The organism is Chitinivibrionales bacterium (assembly GCA_014728215.1).
Taxonomy (GTDB): domain Bacteria; phylum Fibrobacterota; class Chitinivibrionia; order Chitinivibrionales; family WJKA01; genus WJKA01.
In genome coordinates, this window is the sequence record WJLZ01000200.1 from 1 (window position 1) to 18300 (window position 18300).

15 protein-coding genes and 1 tRNA gene are annotated in these 18300 nt (G+C 44.1%); 4 read left to right on the forward strand and 12 right to left on the reverse strand.

The features are described 5' to 3' along the window. The first annotated feature begins 157 nt into the window (after positions 1–157). From GF401_17950 to GF401_17960, 3 genes are all read left to right on the forward strand, one after another. Positions 158–1624 (forward strand): tetratricopeptide repeat protein, encoded by a 1467-nt coding sequence (locus tag GF401_17950; protein MBD3346941.1) that lies wholly within the window; start codon positions 158–160, stop codon positions 1622–1624. Then, the gene (locus tag GF401_17955; GenBank protein ID MBD3346942.1) at positions 1621–2175 is read left to right on the forward strand and encodes a hypothetical protein; all 555 of its coding nucleotides are present in this window, start codon (positions 1621–1623) and stop codon (positions 2173–2175) included. Before GF401_17950 ends, GF401_17955 begins: the two co-directional genes overlap by 4 nt. A 467-nt stretch (positions 2176–2642) precedes the next feature. Then, positions 2643–2716 (forward strand) — tRNA-Pro (locus tag GF401_17960). Between the two features lie 42 nt (positions 2717–2758). On the opposite strand, the gene GF401_17965 is transcribed toward GF401_17960, so the two are convergent. The 3 genes from GF401_17965 to GF401_17975 form a co-directional block, all read right to left on the reverse strand. Next, a complete protein-coding gene (locus GF401_17965; GenBank protein MBD3346943.1) occupies positions 2759–3115 on the reverse strand; it encodes a hypothetical protein in 357 nt (118 codons plus the stop codon). A gap of 249 nt (positions 3116–3364) precedes the next feature. Then, positions 3365–4246, reverse strand: coding sequence for an ROK family protein (locus tag GF401_17970; GenBank protein ID MBD3346944.1), 882 nt, complete (start codon positions 4244–4246; stop codon positions 3365–3367). Positions 4247–4361: 115 nt separating this feature from the next. Then, complete coding sequence (locus GF401_17975) at positions 4362–5231, reverse strand: diguanylate cyclase (GenBank protein MBD3346945.1); 870 nt, start codon at positions 5229–5231, stop codon at positions 4362–4364. Positions 5232–5538: 307 nt separating this feature from the next. On the opposite strand from GF401_17975, the gene GF401_17980 reads away from it, so the two are divergent. Further along, complete coding sequence (locus GF401_17980) at positions 5539–6873, forward strand: hypothetical protein (protein MBD3346946.1); 1335 nt, start codon at positions 5539–5541, stop codon at positions 6871–6873. A gap of 55 nt (positions 6874–6928) precedes the next feature. Here GF401_17980 and GF401_17985 read toward each other — a convergent pair whose 3' ends face one another. The 9 genes from GF401_17985 to GF401_18025 all read right to left on the reverse strand — a co-directional run bounded on the left by GF401_17985 (position 6929) and on the right by GF401_18025 (position 18297). After that, positions 6929–8752, reverse strand: a complete 1824-nt coding sequence (locus tag GF401_17985) for a hypothetical protein (GenBank protein ID MBD3346947.1) — start codon at positions 8750–8752, stop codon at positions 6929–6931. A gap of 102 nt (positions 8753–8854) precedes the next feature. Then, complete coding sequence (locus GF401_17990) at positions 8855–10678, reverse strand: PDZ domain-containing protein (GenBank protein ID MBD3346948.1); 1824 nt, start codon at positions 10676–10678, stop codon at positions 8855–8857. Positions 10679–10708: 30 nt separating this feature from the next. Next, positions 10709–11347 carry a dTMP kinase gene (locus GF401_17995; GenBank protein ID MBD3346949.1) on the reverse strand — a complete coding sequence of 213 codons (639 nt, stop codon included), beginning with the start codon at positions 11345–11347 and terminating at the stop codon, positions 10709–10711. Continuing rightward, on the reverse strand, positions 11344–14439 hold the full coding sequence (gene secA, locus GF401_18000) for a preprotein translocase subunit SecA (protein MBD3346950.1): 3096 nt from the start codon (positions 14437–14439) through the stop codon (positions 11344–11346). Before secA ends, GF401_17995 begins: the two co-directional genes overlap by 4 nt. Positions 14440–14441: 2 nt before the next feature. Continuing rightward, a complete protein-coding gene (locus GF401_18005; protein MBD3346951.1) occupies positions 14442–15026 on the reverse strand; it encodes a hypothetical protein in 585 nt (194 codons plus the stop codon). A 10-nt stretch (positions 15027–15036) separates the two neighbouring features. Continuing rightward, the gene (locus GF401_18010) at positions 15037–15366 is read right to left on the reverse strand and encodes a hypothetical protein (protein ID MBD3346952.1); all 330 of its coding nucleotides are present in this window, start codon (positions 15364–15366) and stop codon (positions 15037–15039) included. A 70-nt stretch (positions 15367–15436) separates the two neighbouring features. Beyond that, positions 15437–16486 carry a TonB family protein gene (locus tag GF401_18015; protein MBD3346953.1) on the reverse strand — a complete coding sequence of 350 codons (1050 nt, stop codon included), beginning with the start codon at positions 16484–16486 and terminating at the stop codon, positions 15437–15439. Beyond that, on the reverse strand, positions 16487–16990 hold the full coding sequence (locus tag GF401_18020; GenBank protein MBD3346954.1) for a hypothetical protein: 504 nt from the start codon (positions 16988–16990) through the stop codon (positions 16487–16489). Continuing rightward, positions 16990–18297: a hypothetical protein gene (locus GF401_18025; GenBank protein MBD3346955.1), complete on the reverse strand. Its 1308-nt coding sequence runs from the start codon at positions 18295–18297 to the stop codon at positions 16990–16992. Before GF401_18025 ends, GF401_18020 begins: the two co-directional genes overlap by 1 nt. Positions 18298–18300: the final 3 nt, after the last annotated feature.

Genomic DNA, 18300 nt, shown 5'->3' on the forward strand with positions numbered 1-18300 from the left:
CGTCTCGCCTCAATCGATTAATTCTCCCCATGTTGCTTTGACCTGTCTTTTTCTTGCCGGAGCGAGTTTTGGTATTGCAGCGCTTATAGAAAAGACAATACAGGTACTGCGGCCTGCGGTCCTGGTTGATCAAGTAAACTAGGCTTCAACCAGGAATGTGATAAAGAACTTTATGGAAGAATGGCTCGACCTTCCGGATCTTGTAGACAAGGCGCATGAACTCATTGAACTGAACCTTCTTGATCAGGCTCAGGAGCTTCTCGATAAGTATGAGCCGGTCTTTGGCAATGAAATCGATATAACTATATTATATTCCCGCCTCTATTCTGAAAAGGAAGAACCACAAAAAGCCCTCAACTGGCTTTACAAAGGAATAGGCATCGAAAAGGAGAATGTCGAATGCCTGCTTGGTCTTTTTTATGCTTACACTCAACTCAACCAGCCGGATAAAGCGACGCCATTTCTTCTGGAGGCTGAAAAGTATCATCCGGAAAACGAATTAGTCCTTAATGCACTGATCTGGATTTATAACGAAAAGAATGCCCCAGGTAAGGCACTGGAATATTTCAGCAAAGCCCTCACACTCGGTATCGATAATCCCGAAACATTTCAGCATGCCGGACTCTCGTATCAACGTCTGGGGCGGTATGATGAAGCAATGGAATGCTTTGAATCGGCACTCAAGATTAATTCACATTATCACGAAGTTCGTGATTTTCTTGCCGACCTTTTTATTTTGCAGGGGAAAACGGATCAAAGCGTACAGTTATACCGGGATTACCTTAAGGAATCACCCAATGACCTTCGTGCCCTTTCAAGACTCGTATTTTGCCTTTGTCAAAATGACTCATATGATGAGGCTTTAAAAGAAGCTCAGAAAACAATTCTCTATTATCCCAATTCTCCGGTCGGCTACGTCGATCTCGCCTATGTGTATTTAAATATGAGTAAGTTCGATGAGGCTCTTGCAACAACCCAAAAAGCTCTCGATGTTGCGCCACTTGATACAGAAGCACTTCGGGTTATGGCTATCATTCATTCAGAAACGGGAAAAATGACTGACGCCGACAGTATTTTTCAAAAAGCCCTCCGCATAGAAACAAATAATCCGGAAATACTGAGAGACTATTATCACCATCTGAAAATGAGTGGTAATTTTTCCAAGATGGTGAAAGTTGTCCATAAAGTTATCCGAATGGAATACCCTTATTGCATGGAAGATTTCTGGTTTCTGGCAGATTACTATCGCGAGCGGGGCAAAAGCCTCAAGGCATTTACCAGTCTCAGAAAAGCATATAAACTCATGCCCGGTGAAATAGATTTAATTCCCCCGATGGTGGATATTCTCATCGAAAGAAAACATTTTTCCTATGCGATTCCTTTTCTCATGAAATATGTGGAAAGAAATGGATGGAACGATGTTATGAATCATCTCTATAAAAGCAAAGGTTTTCGAAATAAATGGGGACAGGAAAGCATGCGGCTACTAAGATTTTACGGACAAAAACCGGCAGAGTTCAGAGATTTCATATTTAAATATCATATGCAGCATACGCTTTATCTGGCAGTTCCTGTGGTGCTTTTGGTTATTGTTTCTATTGTCCTCTTTTTAAGGTTGCCATGACATCCAAACTTGTACTACATATTTGTTGTGCTCCCGATGAAGCATGGGTTGTGCAGTCGTTGCATGATTCATATGAACTCTATTGTTATTTCAGCAATCCGAACATTCAACCCGAATCCGAATACACCAGACGACTTACTGAGGCTTCGCATATTGCAAAGCATTATAACGTACCATTCAGTTCAGAACCCTATAATTCATCTATATGGACAACAGCCACCAGGCAGTATTATGACACTCCGGAAGGTGGAGAGCGTTGTTTTCAGTGTTTTCTCCTCCGTTTTCGGGATACTGCGCGATTTTGCAGAAAAATAGGATGGCCCGCTTTTACTACGGTCATGAGTATCAGCCCTCACAAAAAAATCGATATGCTCAACAAGGCAGGAAAAATTGCCGCGGAGGAATTCGACATTGCTTATGTGCCGTTTAATTTCAAGAAAAAGGACGGTTTTAAAAAGAGCATAATTCTCAGTCAGGAATTGGGATTATACCGGCAGGATTATTGTGGATGTATATTAAGCAAAAGAGAAAGAGATCTGCGTCGGAGCTAAATCCCCGACATGGATGTCAATTCTGCCGGAAACATATGTAACAGACAGCCGTATCTTTTATTCTCAGTTGCTTTTACAGCCGTATTGCAGCAAAAACAAAAGCCGCAATCATAAAGGCAAGCATGGCTCCTGCAACTATTATATCGACATTCTCCCAGAAATGCATATTTTTCTCCTTAATATTAATAAAGCCGTCATGATGCGATTCTTTCTTCTATCTTATCGATTAATCTGTATCCCTGCTTATTCAATCTTTTAATGCATTTAACCATTTTATCAACATCCATACTCCCTACTCAAGCGGGTCTATCGTATATGCTTTTAATGTTTTAAAGAAGCGAAAAGTGTGCCACTTGCAGAGGATTTTGGCAAAGCGTTTTTACAAATAAGACGGTTTGAAAAGAAATGCCGGTTCCAGGGCAGGAATCGTTGATTTTGAAAGGCAAAGGAATTTATATTTAAAGATTCGGGGTGTAGCGCAGCCTGGTAGCGCACTTGAATGGGGTTCAAGTGGTCGCTGGTTCAAATCCAGTCACCCCGATTAAGAAAAGTCGTCTGCTTTCAGTCAGGCGGCTTTTCTTATTTAATCATATTTATCCATCGAAAGTATATAACAAATCGGGTCCAGTTCGTTTGTAACCATAGGGCTGAATTCCACTCCCCACTTACAGAGATTGTCAACCTTGTTGATCCATTTGATCTCCCCATTCACCATTGTTTCTCCAATGGGCGTTTTAATTGTTATGTTGAGTGAGTTCCCGGTCTTGAAATCGGCATTTTCGGCTACATTGATCATTTGAAACTGGGCTCCTGTTCTGGACACATTTGTCATAATTGCATAGAAATCCAGTCCCTTGTAATTAAATGTTGTTAAACAATATTCGGAAACACGTCTCGCCCCTCGAGACTTGAATTTTGGTGCTTGAAAACCGCTTCCCATAAAAGCCTCACCCGATAATGTTGTTTCGTTTCTTTATTATATCTTTATAAAAAGCAAATTATATACCAGAGGTTACGGTATTATTACATGAGCGTTATTCATTAATTATATATACCTGGACTGTGATGGTTGCGGCTGAGAACTAATTTCGATTGAACCGGGTGACAGTATTGAAGGTGCCCTCTATAAACCATTTCCATCGCATTGAAATGGGTTACTGAAGCATACCGAACCTTATGCCGTTGACTTTCAACCGATAAAAGCTGCTCCGATTACACCAGCAGAATCACCGAGCTGATTTTTAACAATTGGAGTATCCATGCTGTCACTGAAAACAAATTTGTTTGTCTGTTCAACACCGATTGTATAGAGCTCATCAAAATTCGAAACCCCACCGCCAAGAACTATAATATCGGGATCCAGAATATTAATAACATTAGCTAATGCTCTTCCAAAATGCAAAAAGAATTCCCGCATAAAACTGTTCACTTCAGGCACATTATCATGATATTTTTTTATTATGTCCTTGAAATCAAGCCTGGTGCCGAATCTCGCTTTATACCGCCTTTCCACTCCGCCGCCGCTGATAAGAGTTTCTACACAGCCTCGTGATCCACACCAGCATTCGGGCCCATCCGGATCAATAGCCATATGCCCCCATTCTCCGGAGATGGCTTGTAAGCCGGTAATGAGATTCCCGTGATGGACAATTCCACCACCACATCCAGTCCCCATAATGACACCAAACACGAGCTCATTGCCGATTACAGCGCCCATCCTCGCTTCTGCAAGAGCAAAGCAATTGGCATCATTTTGTACCTTTACATTAATCCCCAGAAGCTCTTTAAGATCTTCCTTGATCGGCTTACCGTTCAGGCAGGCGGTATTGGAATTTTTCAGGAGTCCGCTTTTCCTGGAGATCGCACCGGGTGTTCCGATGCCAAGGGTATGTTCCCTGTTATCGATCCGGGAACACATAAGCTCATAGAGGTGCCGGATATTGGTGAGAATATGATTGTAGCCATACTCCTGTTCGGTCGGGATACGCTTTCGAAACAGGGCGTTATCCCTCTCGTCAAGTATGATTCCTTCTATTTTCGTACCGCCCAGGTCTATTCCCAGTTTGTACACCGGAAACCTCCTTTTAATTCGGGCAATGTGAAGTATCGAAACAATGAATCATAAATTTAATTTTTAGCAGCGGGAAACTCAGTACAAATACCGGGTCGAATCGATACAGAGGATATCAATCTGAAATCCGGTATTTTATTACATTAGGGCCTTGGTCTTTTGCTGTATACATAAGACCGTCCGCCGCTCTTATCATTTCATCAATAGTCGTAGGCGCCGAAAAAAAGGTCACCACTCCTATAGAAAAAGTAATCGGCCATTTTTCGAGTTTAACTGTATTAACACAGCTTTTCTGCAATTTGGATACCGCAGCTTCAGCCTGTTCGGGCCCTGTTTGTGGAAGCAGAATCGCAAACTCATCACCAGCGATCCGTGAGACCGTATCAAAGGACCGGCAATTCCTTAAGAGCGCCTGAGCAACTCTTCTCAAAACGGCATTGCCGATGCTGTGCCCAAGCTCTTCATTGACTTTCTTGAGATTATTTACTCCCATATATGCAATACTCAATGGATTTTTAAATCGCCGGGACCGGTTGATTTCCTCGGCGGCCTGCTCAGAAAAACCTACCCCATTCATTATCCCGGTAAGTGCATCGATACGGGAAAGCTCCTCTTCCTTTACAAGAGAATGACGAACTCCGGAAAGGAAAAGACTCGTCAGCGAAAAAAAGAGCAGACGGGTAATCATGTTCCAGAATGGATAAAAGGCCCCTCCATAATCATGCCCCGCGGTTTTATCTGCAATAAGCCAAATGATCGCACTGAATGCTGCAAGAGTGAATCCCTGCCAACGCCCGATAAACCATGCTACAAGCAATACCGGTATAAGATAGATAAGAGAAAAATCAAATCTATATCCGGTCAAATAATCCACGAATCCCAGAACCACGACTAGAATAAAAGCCGAAAAGGTCATGAGAATTCCGGATGTTGTATGACGCTTTTCTTCATGAATAGTATTCATGAAAATCCCCCTTGGATTCATCTTCAGCTTTTCAGGATTAATGACTCCCCATGAAATTTATACCCATTCTGTGTTAACCATAAAATATTAATTATGCACATCTGAATAAATAGTGTCTACCGACTTAAACATTTAAATATATGATTTGCACCATTACACATGGGCCATTAATGCTATTTACTCACTAAAATGCTCACATCGTTGCTTTTACCTGAACTGTTCCCATAGGGTAATTAATTTCGGCGTTTTTATTATCTGTGTTTCACCATGCTGGATTTTTTAGTATAACAATACTATAATTAAATACAGAATTGTGAAATAATGCCTGATGTCACAAAATAACCCATGTAAATATTTTCCTTTCGATTCCCAGGTCGGACTTTCTTACCTTTACCTTATTAAGTGGTTCTTTTTATCTGTTTCGGCGGGTATTGTCGGCTCATGCGTTGTACGTTCCTTTATTTTTCTTTCCAGGTTAATTTCATCATTTCTTCTTTCCTATCCAGTCCCTCTTCCCCTCTGGACAGTAATCGGAGCATTGGTTGCAGGAGGGGTTATATATAAATTGCAGCCCCATGCGGCCGGGGAAGGCATTCCCAGTTATATCAGAGGCATCCGTACCCACAAAGGCGATCTTCTTTTTTCGGTAACTTTTTTTAAATACTGGGCTGCCTTGGCGACACTCTCCACATTCGGCAATGGAGGAGTTATCGGGCCTCTCGGACGGACAACAGCGGGAATCATGTCGATTCTCACACGGGGGATGAAAAAACTGAATGTCGGATTCTCGAGTGATGATCTGCGAACGGCATCAATCTGCGGACTGGCCGCAACAGTGGGAGCGGTCTTTCATTCTTCAATCGGGGGCGGTATCTTTGCAGTCGAAATAATCCAGAAAGCCAAAATGGGATACAAAGATCTTTTTCCCGCCATACTTACCAGCGCGACCTCCACATTTTTCTGCAAAGCAGTGGGCTGGAATTCCTTTTATCAAATCAACGCTGTGGATTCATTTATGGAAATTGACAAGGTCGGCTGGCTCCTTGCCCTTACTATACTCCTAGGAATTTCGGGTGGTCTGTATCCCTCATTGTATGCTTTAATTGTCAGAATTTTCAAACGAAAAGAAGGGAACGTTGTTTTCAAGGTAATTGTCGGATCCCTTGTTGCATCACTGATAGCCTGGTCGATCAATCCGGAACTTCTTGGAACAAGCAACCAATTTATAGCCGCCATTTTTTCGGGTGATATGAATACACTTACCGGCCGACTCCATGGAATAGAATCGATCGGCTTACTGCTCCTGATAATGCTTATGTTCAAAGCTTTCTGTAATTGCATAACGGTAGGCTGCGGGATGAGTGCCGGATTTACCGGTCCTGCAGCAATTATCGGCATGCTCCTCGGGGCCTCTGCAGCCTGTTTCCTCGGTATCCCTATAGGATCTCCAACCTACTTTGCCTTTACAGCAGCAGGATTCTCGGGTATGCTCGCCAGTAGTATGAATGTACCAATTTCTTCAGCGGTAATGGCAGCAGAAATATTCGGTCTGCAATACAGTTTTCCGGGAGGGCTGGCTGCAATCGTGGGATTTCAGGTAACCCGTCATCAGACAATCTACGATTACGCGCTTGCCGGTGCAGGACTTCGACCGGACGAGTGATTTTTTGTAAACACTTTCTCTTCGGGGAGAAAAAGGTGCAGCGGAACTCTGCACCTTAATTGTAGTAATAATCGCTTACGTTGTTTTCGATATCTGCGTTTTCTTTTACCTGCAGATACCAATCGTAATAGAGTTTCTGATAATTACTCGCCAGGATCTGTCGGGCAATCGAATTGATCTGTGGACTGTCCCATGGAATAGATTCGACCTGATCATGGTGAAGCGGTTTGACAACAAAGAATGTACCGTTATCTTCAACTACCGAAGACCGGGTGCCTTTTTCGAGTGCAAATGCAGCGGCAACAACTTTATTATCCTTACCGACCCCTTGAATATATTCATTGCGTGATACCGTATCGGTAATGCCTGATGATACCAGAGAATCGATATCAGACAAGGAGGCAATACTGATGGAATCCGGTTTTTTCGCGATAAGATTTTCGAGATACTCCCGAGCTTTCTTTTCCTGTATCCGGCGCTTGAGCTTTGTGGAGATTTCATCACGAACCAGTTCAAGCGGCATACGTCCTGCAGGAATTTTGCGCGCAATTTTGACAATGTAAAAAGCGTCTTGGTTTTCGTAAGGAACTTCAGCAATTTCGCCCACAGTACCGTTAAACACGAAGTAGGTCATACCGGGAATGTATCCAATACCCGTTGCAACTTCACCTTTTTTAAACGGCCCGGCCGAATCGGCGCTTAACCCCGGATATTCTTCAAGGACTCCGGCAAAACCTTTTTTATCCATCTGGATTCTCAGGGTATCGGCGAGCTCCTGAAGGCTGTCGAGGGTTTCTGCCGAAGGCTGAATTTTCCTGAGTATGTGACGAGCCCTGACTCGAGCGATACTGTCACCGTCCATCTCTCGTTCTTCAACCAGTAGAAGATGATAACCAAACTTTGTTTTTACCGGATCGGATATTTCACCAGTGTCGAGTGAAAAAGCAACACTGTCGAATTCCTTTACCATCATACCCCTTTTAAACCAGCCAAGGTCGCCACCGTTTCGTGCCGAACCTTCATCATCGGATGCAATCCTGGCTTCCTCGGTAAATGTGGCTTCACCGCTTTCAATGCGGCTTTTTATTTCAAGTAATTCGTTATAGTACTCCCGTTCATCCTCTGCAGTTGTAGTTTTGGGCATTTTGACATAATCCACAACAGCCTGTTCTTTTTCAACAAATGAATCGGGATGAGCCTCATAGTAATCGAGAATCATATTATCGGTAATCTCGGAAGAATCGAACTTGAACGAAGAAGAACTGACTTTCGCGTATTCAAAAATGCCCTTTTCGTTTTTTAATTTATATTCCCGGGCAATCTCTGCCTTTGTAACCATGTTTCCGGCATTGATCATTGTTTGAAGCTTTTCCATGGGAACCATAAAATCTCTGACATGGGCTTCCAGAAACTGCATCCCCTGCTGGCCAACCTGCTGGGGATTATTAAGAAACGCTTCAAATTTTGTCGTATCGAATACACTATCGGTCATAAAATTGGGGTTATTGGCAATTCCCGGAGGAGGATTATTGCGTATGTGTCTGTATATTTCCTCGGCAGAAGCCCCAACTTTCATCTCTTTGAATTTTTCAATGAGCAAATGACGACTTACCTTTGTTTCCCACACCTGCTGAGGAATCATACGTGCCTGATAAGGCTGAAGTTCACCGCCAGCCATTTCACGCTGACGCTCACGTTCGATATTTACTTCCTTATCGAATGTTTCCCAGGTGATTTCTTTACCTTCAATCTTGCCGACAACATGCTTCCGGTCTTTACCGGAAATGTCCATTCCCCAGGAAAAGAAAATGGTGGCGACAAAACCAATCAGTGCGATAAGAATTACCGTTGGTGCAATTTCTCGCATTTTCGAAATCATTAATTACTCCAATCAAAAATTAATAAGCTGACTAAAATAACGTTAGTCCACGCGCCGCAACAAGAGATGTAGCAAAAATCAGGGCTGTTTTTTTTAATCCTGCTATTCCTTTTCCTGTACCTGCGGCTGTAAAAGGGTTTTGTAGGGATCAGGATTGGATAAAAGCTGCATAGCGGTTTGCAGTTGCTCGTCATCGGCGAGCTTATGCCGGTATACAATCTCATGATCCTGTCCGTATTCTCGAATAAGAAACGCCTCGGTTATATGTTTCTTTATCTCATCTTCCTGATTACTGAATTCTTCTTTTCGCTGCCGTTTGAGTACATCGTTAATAATGTGTGCAGCTTCCTGAAGCTTCTTTTTATCCTCTTTGGACAGCTCCATTTCTTCAACATTCCGTTCCACCGAATCACTGTCCGCCGTATCTTCAACAAGCCCGGTACGAACTTCAAAATCATCGAACGCCAGTCCGGCAACTGTTTTATATTCAAAATCGATTGAATCAATAAAAGTATAAAAATCGTTCATTATTTTTTTGTTCAGATTAAATGAGCTGTCTATTTGCATGTCATCCATTTTGACTTTGGGATGCTCCCTGTTTGCAAACTTAAAGAAAACATCGTTCCGAAAGAGAACCCGGACAAGAAGCTTCGGTATTTCCGGGATAACCACGGTGTCGGGAATAATTCCGCCTCCGCCATATACCAGCCGGCCATTCTTGGTTTTGTAAGTAGCCGTATCCCTGGGGGTCTCCGATTTCTCATCTGTATCGCCGTTCTCTTCTTGAATCCCCTCTTCGTGATTGAATTCCGATTCGACATCCTTATCTCCCTGAATATCATTTTCGGGCTTATTAATACACCTTCCCGAGGGGGTATAATAGAAGGCTGTGGTCAGTTTAATATGATGACTCTGGTCTTCGAGGGGCAGAATACTTTGCACCGATCCCTTACCAAATGTTGTATCTCCAAGGATAACACCCCGGTCCCAGTCCTGAATGGCTCCGGCGACAATTTCCGAGGCTGATGCACTTGCATAATTTACCAGAATTGCCAGTTTCATGTCTTCGGGAAGAACAGGATTTGATGGTGCTTCAAACTCTTTATTCTGTCCCGGCGAACGTCCTCTGGTCGAGACAACAAGTGATTTCCGGGGTAAAAACTTTGATGCCACCTCAATGGCCTGGGGAAGCAATCCACCGGGATTATGGCGCAGATCAAGGACCAATCCGTTAATGCCTTTTTTTAATAAAAGCTTTATCGCTTTTTCAATCTCCTTACCGGCTTCCTGCGAAAAGGTATTGAGCCTGATGTACCCGATACTGTCGTTAAAAACACCATAGTAGGGCACCGATTTTATCTGAATAATTTCTCTTGTAATTGTATATTCGAGAGGCTTTGGTTCACCTTTTCTACGAATCTTAATTGCTACATCGGTGTTCGGTTCTCCCCGTAACTTATTTACAGCTTCATCAAGTTTTATCCCCTTGGTGGACTCACCTTCAATTTCGATGATCTGATCACCGGACTGGATACCAGCCCGGGAGGCCGGTGTTCCGCTTATAGGAGTCATAACCGTCAAAACATTATCTCTGATTGAAATCTGAATGCCGAGACCGCCGAATTTGCCCTCGGTATGGATGCGAAGCTCATCATACTGCTTCTTCTCGAAATAGGTCGTATGAGGATCGAGGATCGTCAGCATGCCCTCTATTGCCTCATTGACCAGCCGCTTTGAATCGACCTCTTCAACATAACCCTGATGAATCTTGGTGGCAACATCATCGAGACGAATAATGTCGGAATAAAAATTATCGCTGTCGGCCTTAATGTTGTCGATTAAAAGACCTGATATTACCACCGTTAAAATGACGGTGCCGATAATTCGTGGTTTGGTGAACAAGGAGGTTGTTGTTTCGCTGTTCATTTTTACTCCAATCGGTTAATCTTCATCTATCTAAGAGTTTATTTCGTTGATAAGCTGCTGAATTCTTTCGTACACTTTCCAGGACAACGTTTCAACAGATTCGTCTCCGGAAAAAATAATACACCGTTTTGGATTCTGCTCTGCCAGGGCCAGATAACCGTTTCTGATTCGCTCATGGAAATCTCTGGAATTTCCTTCAAGTCGATCCGGCGCTTTATTACTCTTTTTCAGTCTTTCAGCCGCTTCGTCAACCGTACAATCGAAAATAAAGGTTAAATCGGGCGCCCGATTTCGGGTGGAAAATTCGTTCAACTGCTGCAATTGACTAATTGACAACCCTCTACCATATCCCTGATAGGCAAATGTAGCATCCTGAAATCGATCACAGAGAACGATTTTTCCGCTTTCCACCGCCGGTAATATTTTTTCGAAAACATGCTGGGCCCGTGATGCAAGGTACAGAAGTAGTTCACATTCGGCGCCCATCTCGACATTATCATTTGACAATATAATCTCACGTATTTTCTCACCGATCGGTGTACCGCCCGGCTCCCTTGTAACAAGACAGGGAATAGAATCTTTTTCCAGACGCTTTGCGGCTTCGCCCACCTGCGTGCTCTTACCGCATCCATCAATACCTTCAAATGTTATAAAAAGACCCTTTCTCATGCTTTGCCACAGCACTTCTTATATTTTTTCCCACTTCCGCAGGGACAGGGTTCGTTTCTCCCAACATGTTTTTCCACACGTACCGGAGCGGGTTTTCCGTCTCCTCCCGCTCTGTTGGTTATCAGCTGCGGCTGCCGGGCCTTTGCTCCCCCAGCCGCCTGTTCCGGTTGCCCTGCCTGTACATTAGAAAATACATCAAATTCAGCATGGACGGTACGGGAATGGTCCAACCCCATCCGGTCTTCTTCCTGTTTTACTGCCTCAAGGCGGAAAATGAAGGATGAAACCTCCCGTGAAATGGCGCTTCGTAACTCATCAAAGGCCTTCAATGCCTCACGCTGATATTCATACAGAGGATTCTTCTGACCGAATGCCCTGAACTGTACACCCTGCTTAAGATGGTCCATCTCATAAAGATGGTCTTTCCAGAGATTGTCAATGACCATAAGAAAGACGCCCCGCTCAAACTGCCGCATCTGATCGGCTCCGAAACGGGATTCCTTTTCTTCGTACCGATCCTTGACCTCTTTCCAGATCTCATCAAACATATTTTCATGGGTAATACTCGAAAGCTTCTCATCGGGGACATGATAGGTTAGCCCGAAAGCCATCTGTAATTCTTCGTAGAGCGATTTCAAATCCCAATCTTCCGCATACTTGCTCTTGGAAGAATACTTGTAGATTATCTCCTCGACATATGCAGCCAGTTGCTCGAGTATTTCTTCCTTAATATCTTCACCCTTCAGCATTCTCTGACGGAGGCCATAGATTTCCGTTCGCTGAAGGTTCATAACATCATCGTACTCTTTGAGGTGTTTTCGCTGATCGAAGTTTCTTCCCTCAACCCGTTTCTGTGCGCTGCTTATTGAACGGCTAACAAGCGGATGAGAAATAACTTCACCATCTTCAGCACCCAGCCTGTCCATAATCGATGCAATTCTGCCGGAACCGAATATCCGCATCAGATCATCATCAAGAGAGAGGAAAAATTTTGACGATCCCGGGTCTCCCTGACGGCCGGCCCGGCCCCTCAACTGATTATCGATACGCCGGGCTTCGTGACGTTCGGTGCCGATTATGCACAAGCCCCCCATTTCAACGACCTTATCATGCTCCTCTTTGAGCTGCTCATAGAGCTTTTTATGTTTTTCCCGAATCTCGGTAATCGTCAAATCATCCGGATCAATACCCTCTTTAATGAGTTCATTGGCCGCCATAGCCTCGAAATTACCGCCTAAAACAATATCAGTTCCACGACCAGCCATATTCGTAGCGATCATGACCGCATGCAAACGTCCAGCCTGAGCGACAATCGATGCCTCACGAGCATGCTGCTTGGCATTGAGAACCTCATGTTTAATCCCTTCCCGGGCCATCATCTTGCTTAAATGTTCCGACTTTTCGATTGATGTTGTTCCCACAAGAATAGGATTACCTTTTTCATTAATCCTTTTGATCTCATCTAAAATTGCATTGTACTTTTCTTTTTGAGTTTTATAGATCTCATCGTCATGATCGACTCTTACCATGGGACGGTTTGTGGGAATCGAAACCACATCGAGTTTATAAATCTCCTGGAATTCGGCAGCCTCTGTTGCAGCAGTTCCGGTCATTCCGGCGATTTTTTTATAAAGCTTGAAGTAGTTCTGAAAGGTGATTGTCGAGAGTGTCTGGTTCTCACCTGCAACCCGTACCCCTTCCTTGGCTTCTACTGCCTGGTGAAGCCCTTCACTCCATCGGCGACCGTGAAGTATTCGTCCGGTAAACTCATCAACAATTAATATCTGACCTTCCTGTACCACATAGTCGACATCCTTTTCAAAGAGCGAGTATGCACGAATTAATTGAGAAATACAATGTATTCGTTCGGTACGCTCTGCATACTCACGATGTGCTTTGTCTCTGGCCTCGGCCTTAGCCTCAAAATCCAAGCTCTCATCATTATCGATCCTCCCAAGCTCTTCTGCAAGATCGGGTACGACAAAGAATTCGGGATTGGATTCACTTATTAATTGCCGTCCCTTCTCGGTCAGTTCGGCACTGTGTCCCGATTCATCGATGGCATAAAAAAGCTCTTCGTCGATCTCGTGAAGTTTCCGTTCTCTGAGATAATCGGTTTCCACCATTTTCATGATTTTTGCCACACCAGGCTCTTTGAGAAAAGTGGAGAGCGTTTTACTTCTTGGCGCCCCTTTCTGCGCAACAAGCAGCTTGAATCCTGCCTCATACTCCTTTTCGGGATCCTGAAGGAGTTTTTCAACATCGGATAGGACCTTTTTAATCAGCACATTCTGGGCACTAACAACTTTGGTAACCCTTGGTTTCAGCTCTTCATATTCTTTATTTGACCGGGTAACCGGTCCGGAAATAATAAGCGGCGTCCGTGCCTCATCGATGAGAATATTGTCGACCTCGTCGATAATGGCATAATTAAGCTCCCGCTGAACGCATCCTTCAGGTGATGACGCCATATTGTCTCGAAGATAATCAAAACCGAATTCGTTATTTGTTCCATAGGTAATATCGCAATTATATGCCTCCCGCCGTTCGGAGCTTCCCGGCTCGGTGGTATCGAGACATGCAACACTTAAGCCCATGAAATTGAATATCTTACCCATCCATTCACTATCGCGCTTTGCCAGATAATCATTAACAGTTATGACATGAACGCCTTTACCCTCCAGGGCATTAAGATAAGCGGCAAGCGCAGCAACCTGAGTTTTTCCTTCACCGGTTTTCATCTCCGCTGCTTTCCCCTGATGCAACACAACTCCACCCATTATCTGGACATCAAAGTGGGCCATGAAAGGGATTTCCTGTTTTGTAACCGGATCGATAACCATCCGCCCTTCACCAAGTACGCGGTGCGTCACCTCCCGAATCACAGCAAAGGCATCGGGCAAAATATCATCAAGGGTCTGGCCCTGCTTAAGTTTTGAGCGGAATTCATCAGTTTTATTTTGAAGATCCTGGTCGGTTAGTGCACGATAGGTATCGGCCAGACTGTTAACCCTGTCGAGAATCGGATTAAGCTTTCTTACATCCCGTTCCGATTTTGAACCGAAAACTTTCCCCATTATTTTAAGTAACATAATTAATCAAATACCTTCTCTATCCGAAAGTCAGTAAAAATCACGTCTGTAATCTTGCCTTTTTTTAAGACGCTGTTGACCTCACGAATAATTTCCGGTCTGATTTTTTCCACAAGAATTTCGGACAGTTTTTTATCCGCCAGCGCCTTATAGATCATTACCCTCAAATCTTCACGTTTAAAGAGTATTTCGTCCTCTACCTGGCTATTATTATATACTAGTTTAATTGAAATAATAACGGCGAGGCCGGGACGGTCTGCAATTTTGCATTTTACATTATTCAGCTCAACAGTCCTCTCCGGGCTGCTCTCTGTCCGCATATCGGGTTGCCCTTGGCCAGAAGACGGTTTGCCAACCTTGGACGCGATTGCCTCTCTGATACTGTCGTGAGAAAACTCAAGAGATTCGGAATCTTCTTCTGTGTCCGAATATTCCGTATCTTCCTCGACCTTTGTCGAAGTCTCCCAGAACAAATCGCTGTTATTTTGGATGAAAATCCCCACAATAATTGCTACACCAGCAACTGTCAGGAGTATCCAGAGGGGGCGACGTTTATTTCTGCTCTTTTCCCATGATGACGGATTCATATGGCCTTAATCATTGATTACTGTCTTCAATTATTGCACAGGAAACCGGAATGCCCCTTGAAAAACCTTCTACCAGCGTGTTCAGCTCTTTCTGTATTTCGGGGCTGGTATCGATAAATTGCAGCCCTGTCCGTGCACCATCTTTCCTGTCGATTGCATAAATCACCCGGGCCTTAAGCTGCAAATCATTTATTTTCACCGAAACCACAGCCCCCTTTTCAAGCTTTTTCTTATAAAGGCAGCACACACCGGTTTTACTTAAATCGAAAAAAGTAACCCTGTCCGGATCTACATTGAGAGATTCAATGCGTTCGCTTGATCGTTCTTTCATCGGAGGCATTACAACTCCTATTGAATAATAATAAGAGGATTAAAGATACAATGTGACCCGACATCACGTCACCATTTTATTAAGACATCCCGGTAAAGGCAAAGGGATATATTACTTCAATGGGTTCTGCAACGGAGCATGATGAAAAGCTCCATCGTTTGACATACCGGATAATATTCTGGTCAAAACTGGTATTATTGGTCGAGGATTTTGCCACCGAAACATTGGTGACCCCCCCTGAGGGCAAAATTGTAAATTTCACTTTGAGTTGCCCCGAAAGGCTCGGGTCCCGTTTCAACCAGTTTTCGTAGACACGTTTAAGCCGTTTGCTTTCTCGATTAACAATCTTCTGGATACAGGACTTGCTTGTTACAGTGGCTCCGGATTCTGCTTTTACCTCGGGTGGTGAAGAAGTCATCGCTACTTTTCCGGCTGAAGCAATCTGTGAACCCGAAGTTTTACCGATAGCATCTTTTTTGATACTTACTCCCGATGTCCGTTCACCTTTTCGTGAGGCCAACGCTGCCGGATCAACTTTTTTTGTAGCAAATGTACCTTTCGAGATATCAATATCGGATAAATCACCGATTCCTTCCGATGTTGCACCGAGAAGATCGGATACAGCGGCGCTGCCGGCATCGTTTTCATCGCCCGAGGACGTAATCGCTGCGAAAATACCAGTCGACTGAATCTCCTGTTGCACTTCTTCCCGACGGGCCTTTCGTTCTTCCCGAGTAGCCTCTTTTCGTTGCTGCCGCTCTACAAATGTCTCTTTTTCGCGGTCGATTGCCTCCTTTTTCTTCTCCTGAGGCTCGGCGACTTCCTGCTCGCTGATTTGTTCTTGAATTTCCTTTTCCTTGAGTTTTGGCTTGGGTTGATCGAGTACCAAACGGGCATAGCGTTCCTGTATCTGCAATATTTCCTCTTCTGTAACCTCCTCGGGCATATCACGGAGGGAAAGAAGAAGGGTAATGCTTATAAGGATAACCGCAGTGGAGACCAGAAATAACAGGAACCGCCCCTCCAGCCGGGCAAACAGATGGCGCTGCAATTCTTTGGGAAATTCAACAGGCTTTGCCGCCGCTGCCGAAGCTCCCGCGTAAAATATTCCTGTTTCTTTGATTTCCATCTATTCTTTCCTGTATACCACCAGATTCATGACAGGATATCCGGCCTGACCACAGGTATACATGACCCGGGTCAGCACATTATAGGGAATCTCAACATCTCCCTGGATGGTGATTTCACCGGAAAACTCATCGCCGGTCGCCTCTGCCAAACGCTTTGCTTCTTCTGCAAACTTTATGAGTACATCATACAGCGGCTCAATCAGAAAATCCTTTTGTGCAAGCAGTTCTTCATACCCGGTTTCATCAACAGCCTGGACATCTTCAACCGCAATTGAATTTTCGGAAATTTTGATTGTTTGAGCCTGACGGGCGGTTCGTTCGATTGACGATGCCGGAAGGAGCAGGCCCTTTGCAGGGGTTACCAGCTGTCCCTGAGTTGAAAAACTTTTAAGAAGAAATACCAGGATAATGGTAAACATATCCATCATCGAAGTAATGTTCAGTTTTACCTGTGTATTGCTCCGTGATTTTCTTGCTTGTCGCGCCAGTCGGGCATTAGGCATTACTGGATAATACCTCCTGCAAGTGAAACAGTTGGAAACATGGTAACTTTTCCTTCAGGGTACGCAATCCCCCGTGCAGCATCCATAACCGAAACAACCGTCTGATATTTGATTTTGTCTTCGGCTACAATTTTTATATTTTCAAGATCATTGAACATCGGAGTATCAGAGAAATCATTCTTAGTGTACACAGTATAGAGCTGGAGCAATGTTGCGTTCCTATTTACTTGAGGATGATAGGATTGGATTATTTCAAAAAGAGCCTTTTGTTTTATCTTTGCCAGTTCCCGGTTCAGGGTTTCAAAATCGTATGAATCACGAAGGAGCGGGATATCCGGTTTTTTTCCACTGCCGGCGGCAACAGTGGAAGAGTCTTCTTCCTTGAAATAATGGAACAAATTAAAGCCTTTTTTTGTAACAACAACGCCGAGATCGAGCTTTACCTGCTTTTGGGGCTGATTACTGTCACCCTGTCCTCCACTACCGCCTTTTGCCGTTGCAGGAAGTTTGAGTTCGATCGCACCAATTTTCACAAACTCCGCGGAGGTTAAAAGCAATGGAATCAGGATGACCATAAGGTTCATCATCGGCGCAATATTCGGCTCGGTATCGACATCTTCTTTAATCCGCTTAGATGAGATCTTGTAAGATTTCTGGACCTTTTGTGACGGAACCAGTGCCTTGAGAATGGAAACGGCAAACCGGTCTATCTCTTTGGTTGCAAGATCGATTTTCGAACGTAATAAAGAATAGACCAGTATGCAGGGCACACTGATAAAAAGTCCCATCAATGTAGTATTCATAGCAGCGGATATGCCGGCAGCAAGAAGCGACGACTTTTCAACAGCAGAGACTTCAGGGCGTGCTACGGCGGCAAAGGAAAGGATAAGCCCGTAAATAGTTCCCATAAGTCCTAAAAGTGTCGATACATTGCCCAGCATCATAAGCAGATCCACCCGTTTTTCAAGAAGAGGGATCATATGAAGGCTCTCTTCTTCCATAGCGGTTCTGATCATTTCAGGGATTTCCTTTGCTTTCCGCACTCCTGCCCCGATAATTCTCGGCAACGCCCGCCGTCCTCCAGCATTACAGATCCGGTCGGCTTCATCAAGCTTATTTTCCTCAATTAACTTTTTTATCTTCCCGGTAAATGCTTCAGCATCCACATCCGTACGACGCCCGAGATCCCACCACCGGTCAATAACCAGAATAAGGGCAAGCACAGCCACCGCCGCAAGTATCCACATGAAAATAAACCCGCTCTGTCCGGGCGAAAACGATGCAAGTATTTCGGCTAAAATATTCATAAC

What these genes read in the sequence shown, in the direction of transcription:
- GF401_17955 (MBD3346942.1), top strand. Translation starts at nt 1,621, where the DNA reads ATGACATCCAAACTTGTACTACATATTTGTTGTGCTCCCGATGAAGCA.
- GF401_17965 (MBD3346943.1), bottom strand. Translation starts at nt 3,115, where the DNA reads ATGGGAAGCGGTTTTCAAGCACCAAAATTCAAGTCTCGAGGGGCGAGA.
- GF401_17975 (MBD3346945.1), bottom strand. Translation starts at nt 5,231, where the DNA reads ATGAATCCAAGGGGGATTTTCATGAATACTATTCATGAAGAAAAGCGT.
- GF401_17980 (MBD3346946.1), top strand. Translation starts at nt 5,539, where the DNA reads ATGTCACAAAATAACCCATGTAAATATTTTCCTTTCGATTCCCAGGTC.
- GF401_17985 (MBD3346947.1), bottom strand. Translation starts at nt 8,752, where the DNA reads ATGATTTCGAAAATGCGAGAAATTGCACCAACGGTAATTCTTATCGCA.
- GF401_17990 (MBD3346948.1), bottom strand. Translation starts at nt 10,678, where the DNA reads ATGAACAGCGAAACAACAACCTCCTTGTTCACCAAACCACGAATTATC.
- GF401_17995 (MBD3346949.1), bottom strand. Translation starts at nt 11,347, where the DNA reads ATGAGAAAGGGTCTTTTTATAACATTTGAAGGTATTGATGGATGCGGT.
- secA (MBD3346950.1), bottom strand. Translation starts at nt 14,439, where the DNA reads ATGTTACTTAAAATAATGGGGAAAGTTTTCGGTTCAAAATCGGAACGG.
- GF401_18005 (MBD3346951.1), bottom strand. Translation starts at nt 15,026, where the DNA reads ATGAATCCGTCATCATGGGAAAAGAGCAGAAATAAACGTCGCCCCCTC.
- GF401_18010 (MBD3346952.1), bottom strand. Translation starts at nt 15,366, where the DNA reads ATGCCTCCGATGAAAGAACGATCAAGCGAACGCATTGAATCTCTCAAT.
- GF401_18015 (MBD3346953.1), bottom strand. Translation starts at nt 16,486, where the DNA reads ATGGAAATCAAAGAAACAGGAATATTTTACGCGGGAGCTTCGGCAGCG.
- GF401_18020 (MBD3346954.1), bottom strand. Translation starts at nt 16,990, where the DNA reads ATGCCTAATGCCCGACTGGCGCGACAAGCAAGAAAATCACGGAGCAAT.
- GF401_18025 (MBD3346955.1), bottom strand. Translation starts at nt 18,297, where the DNA reads ATGAATATTTTAGCCGAAATACTTGCATCGTTTTCGCCCGGACAGAGC.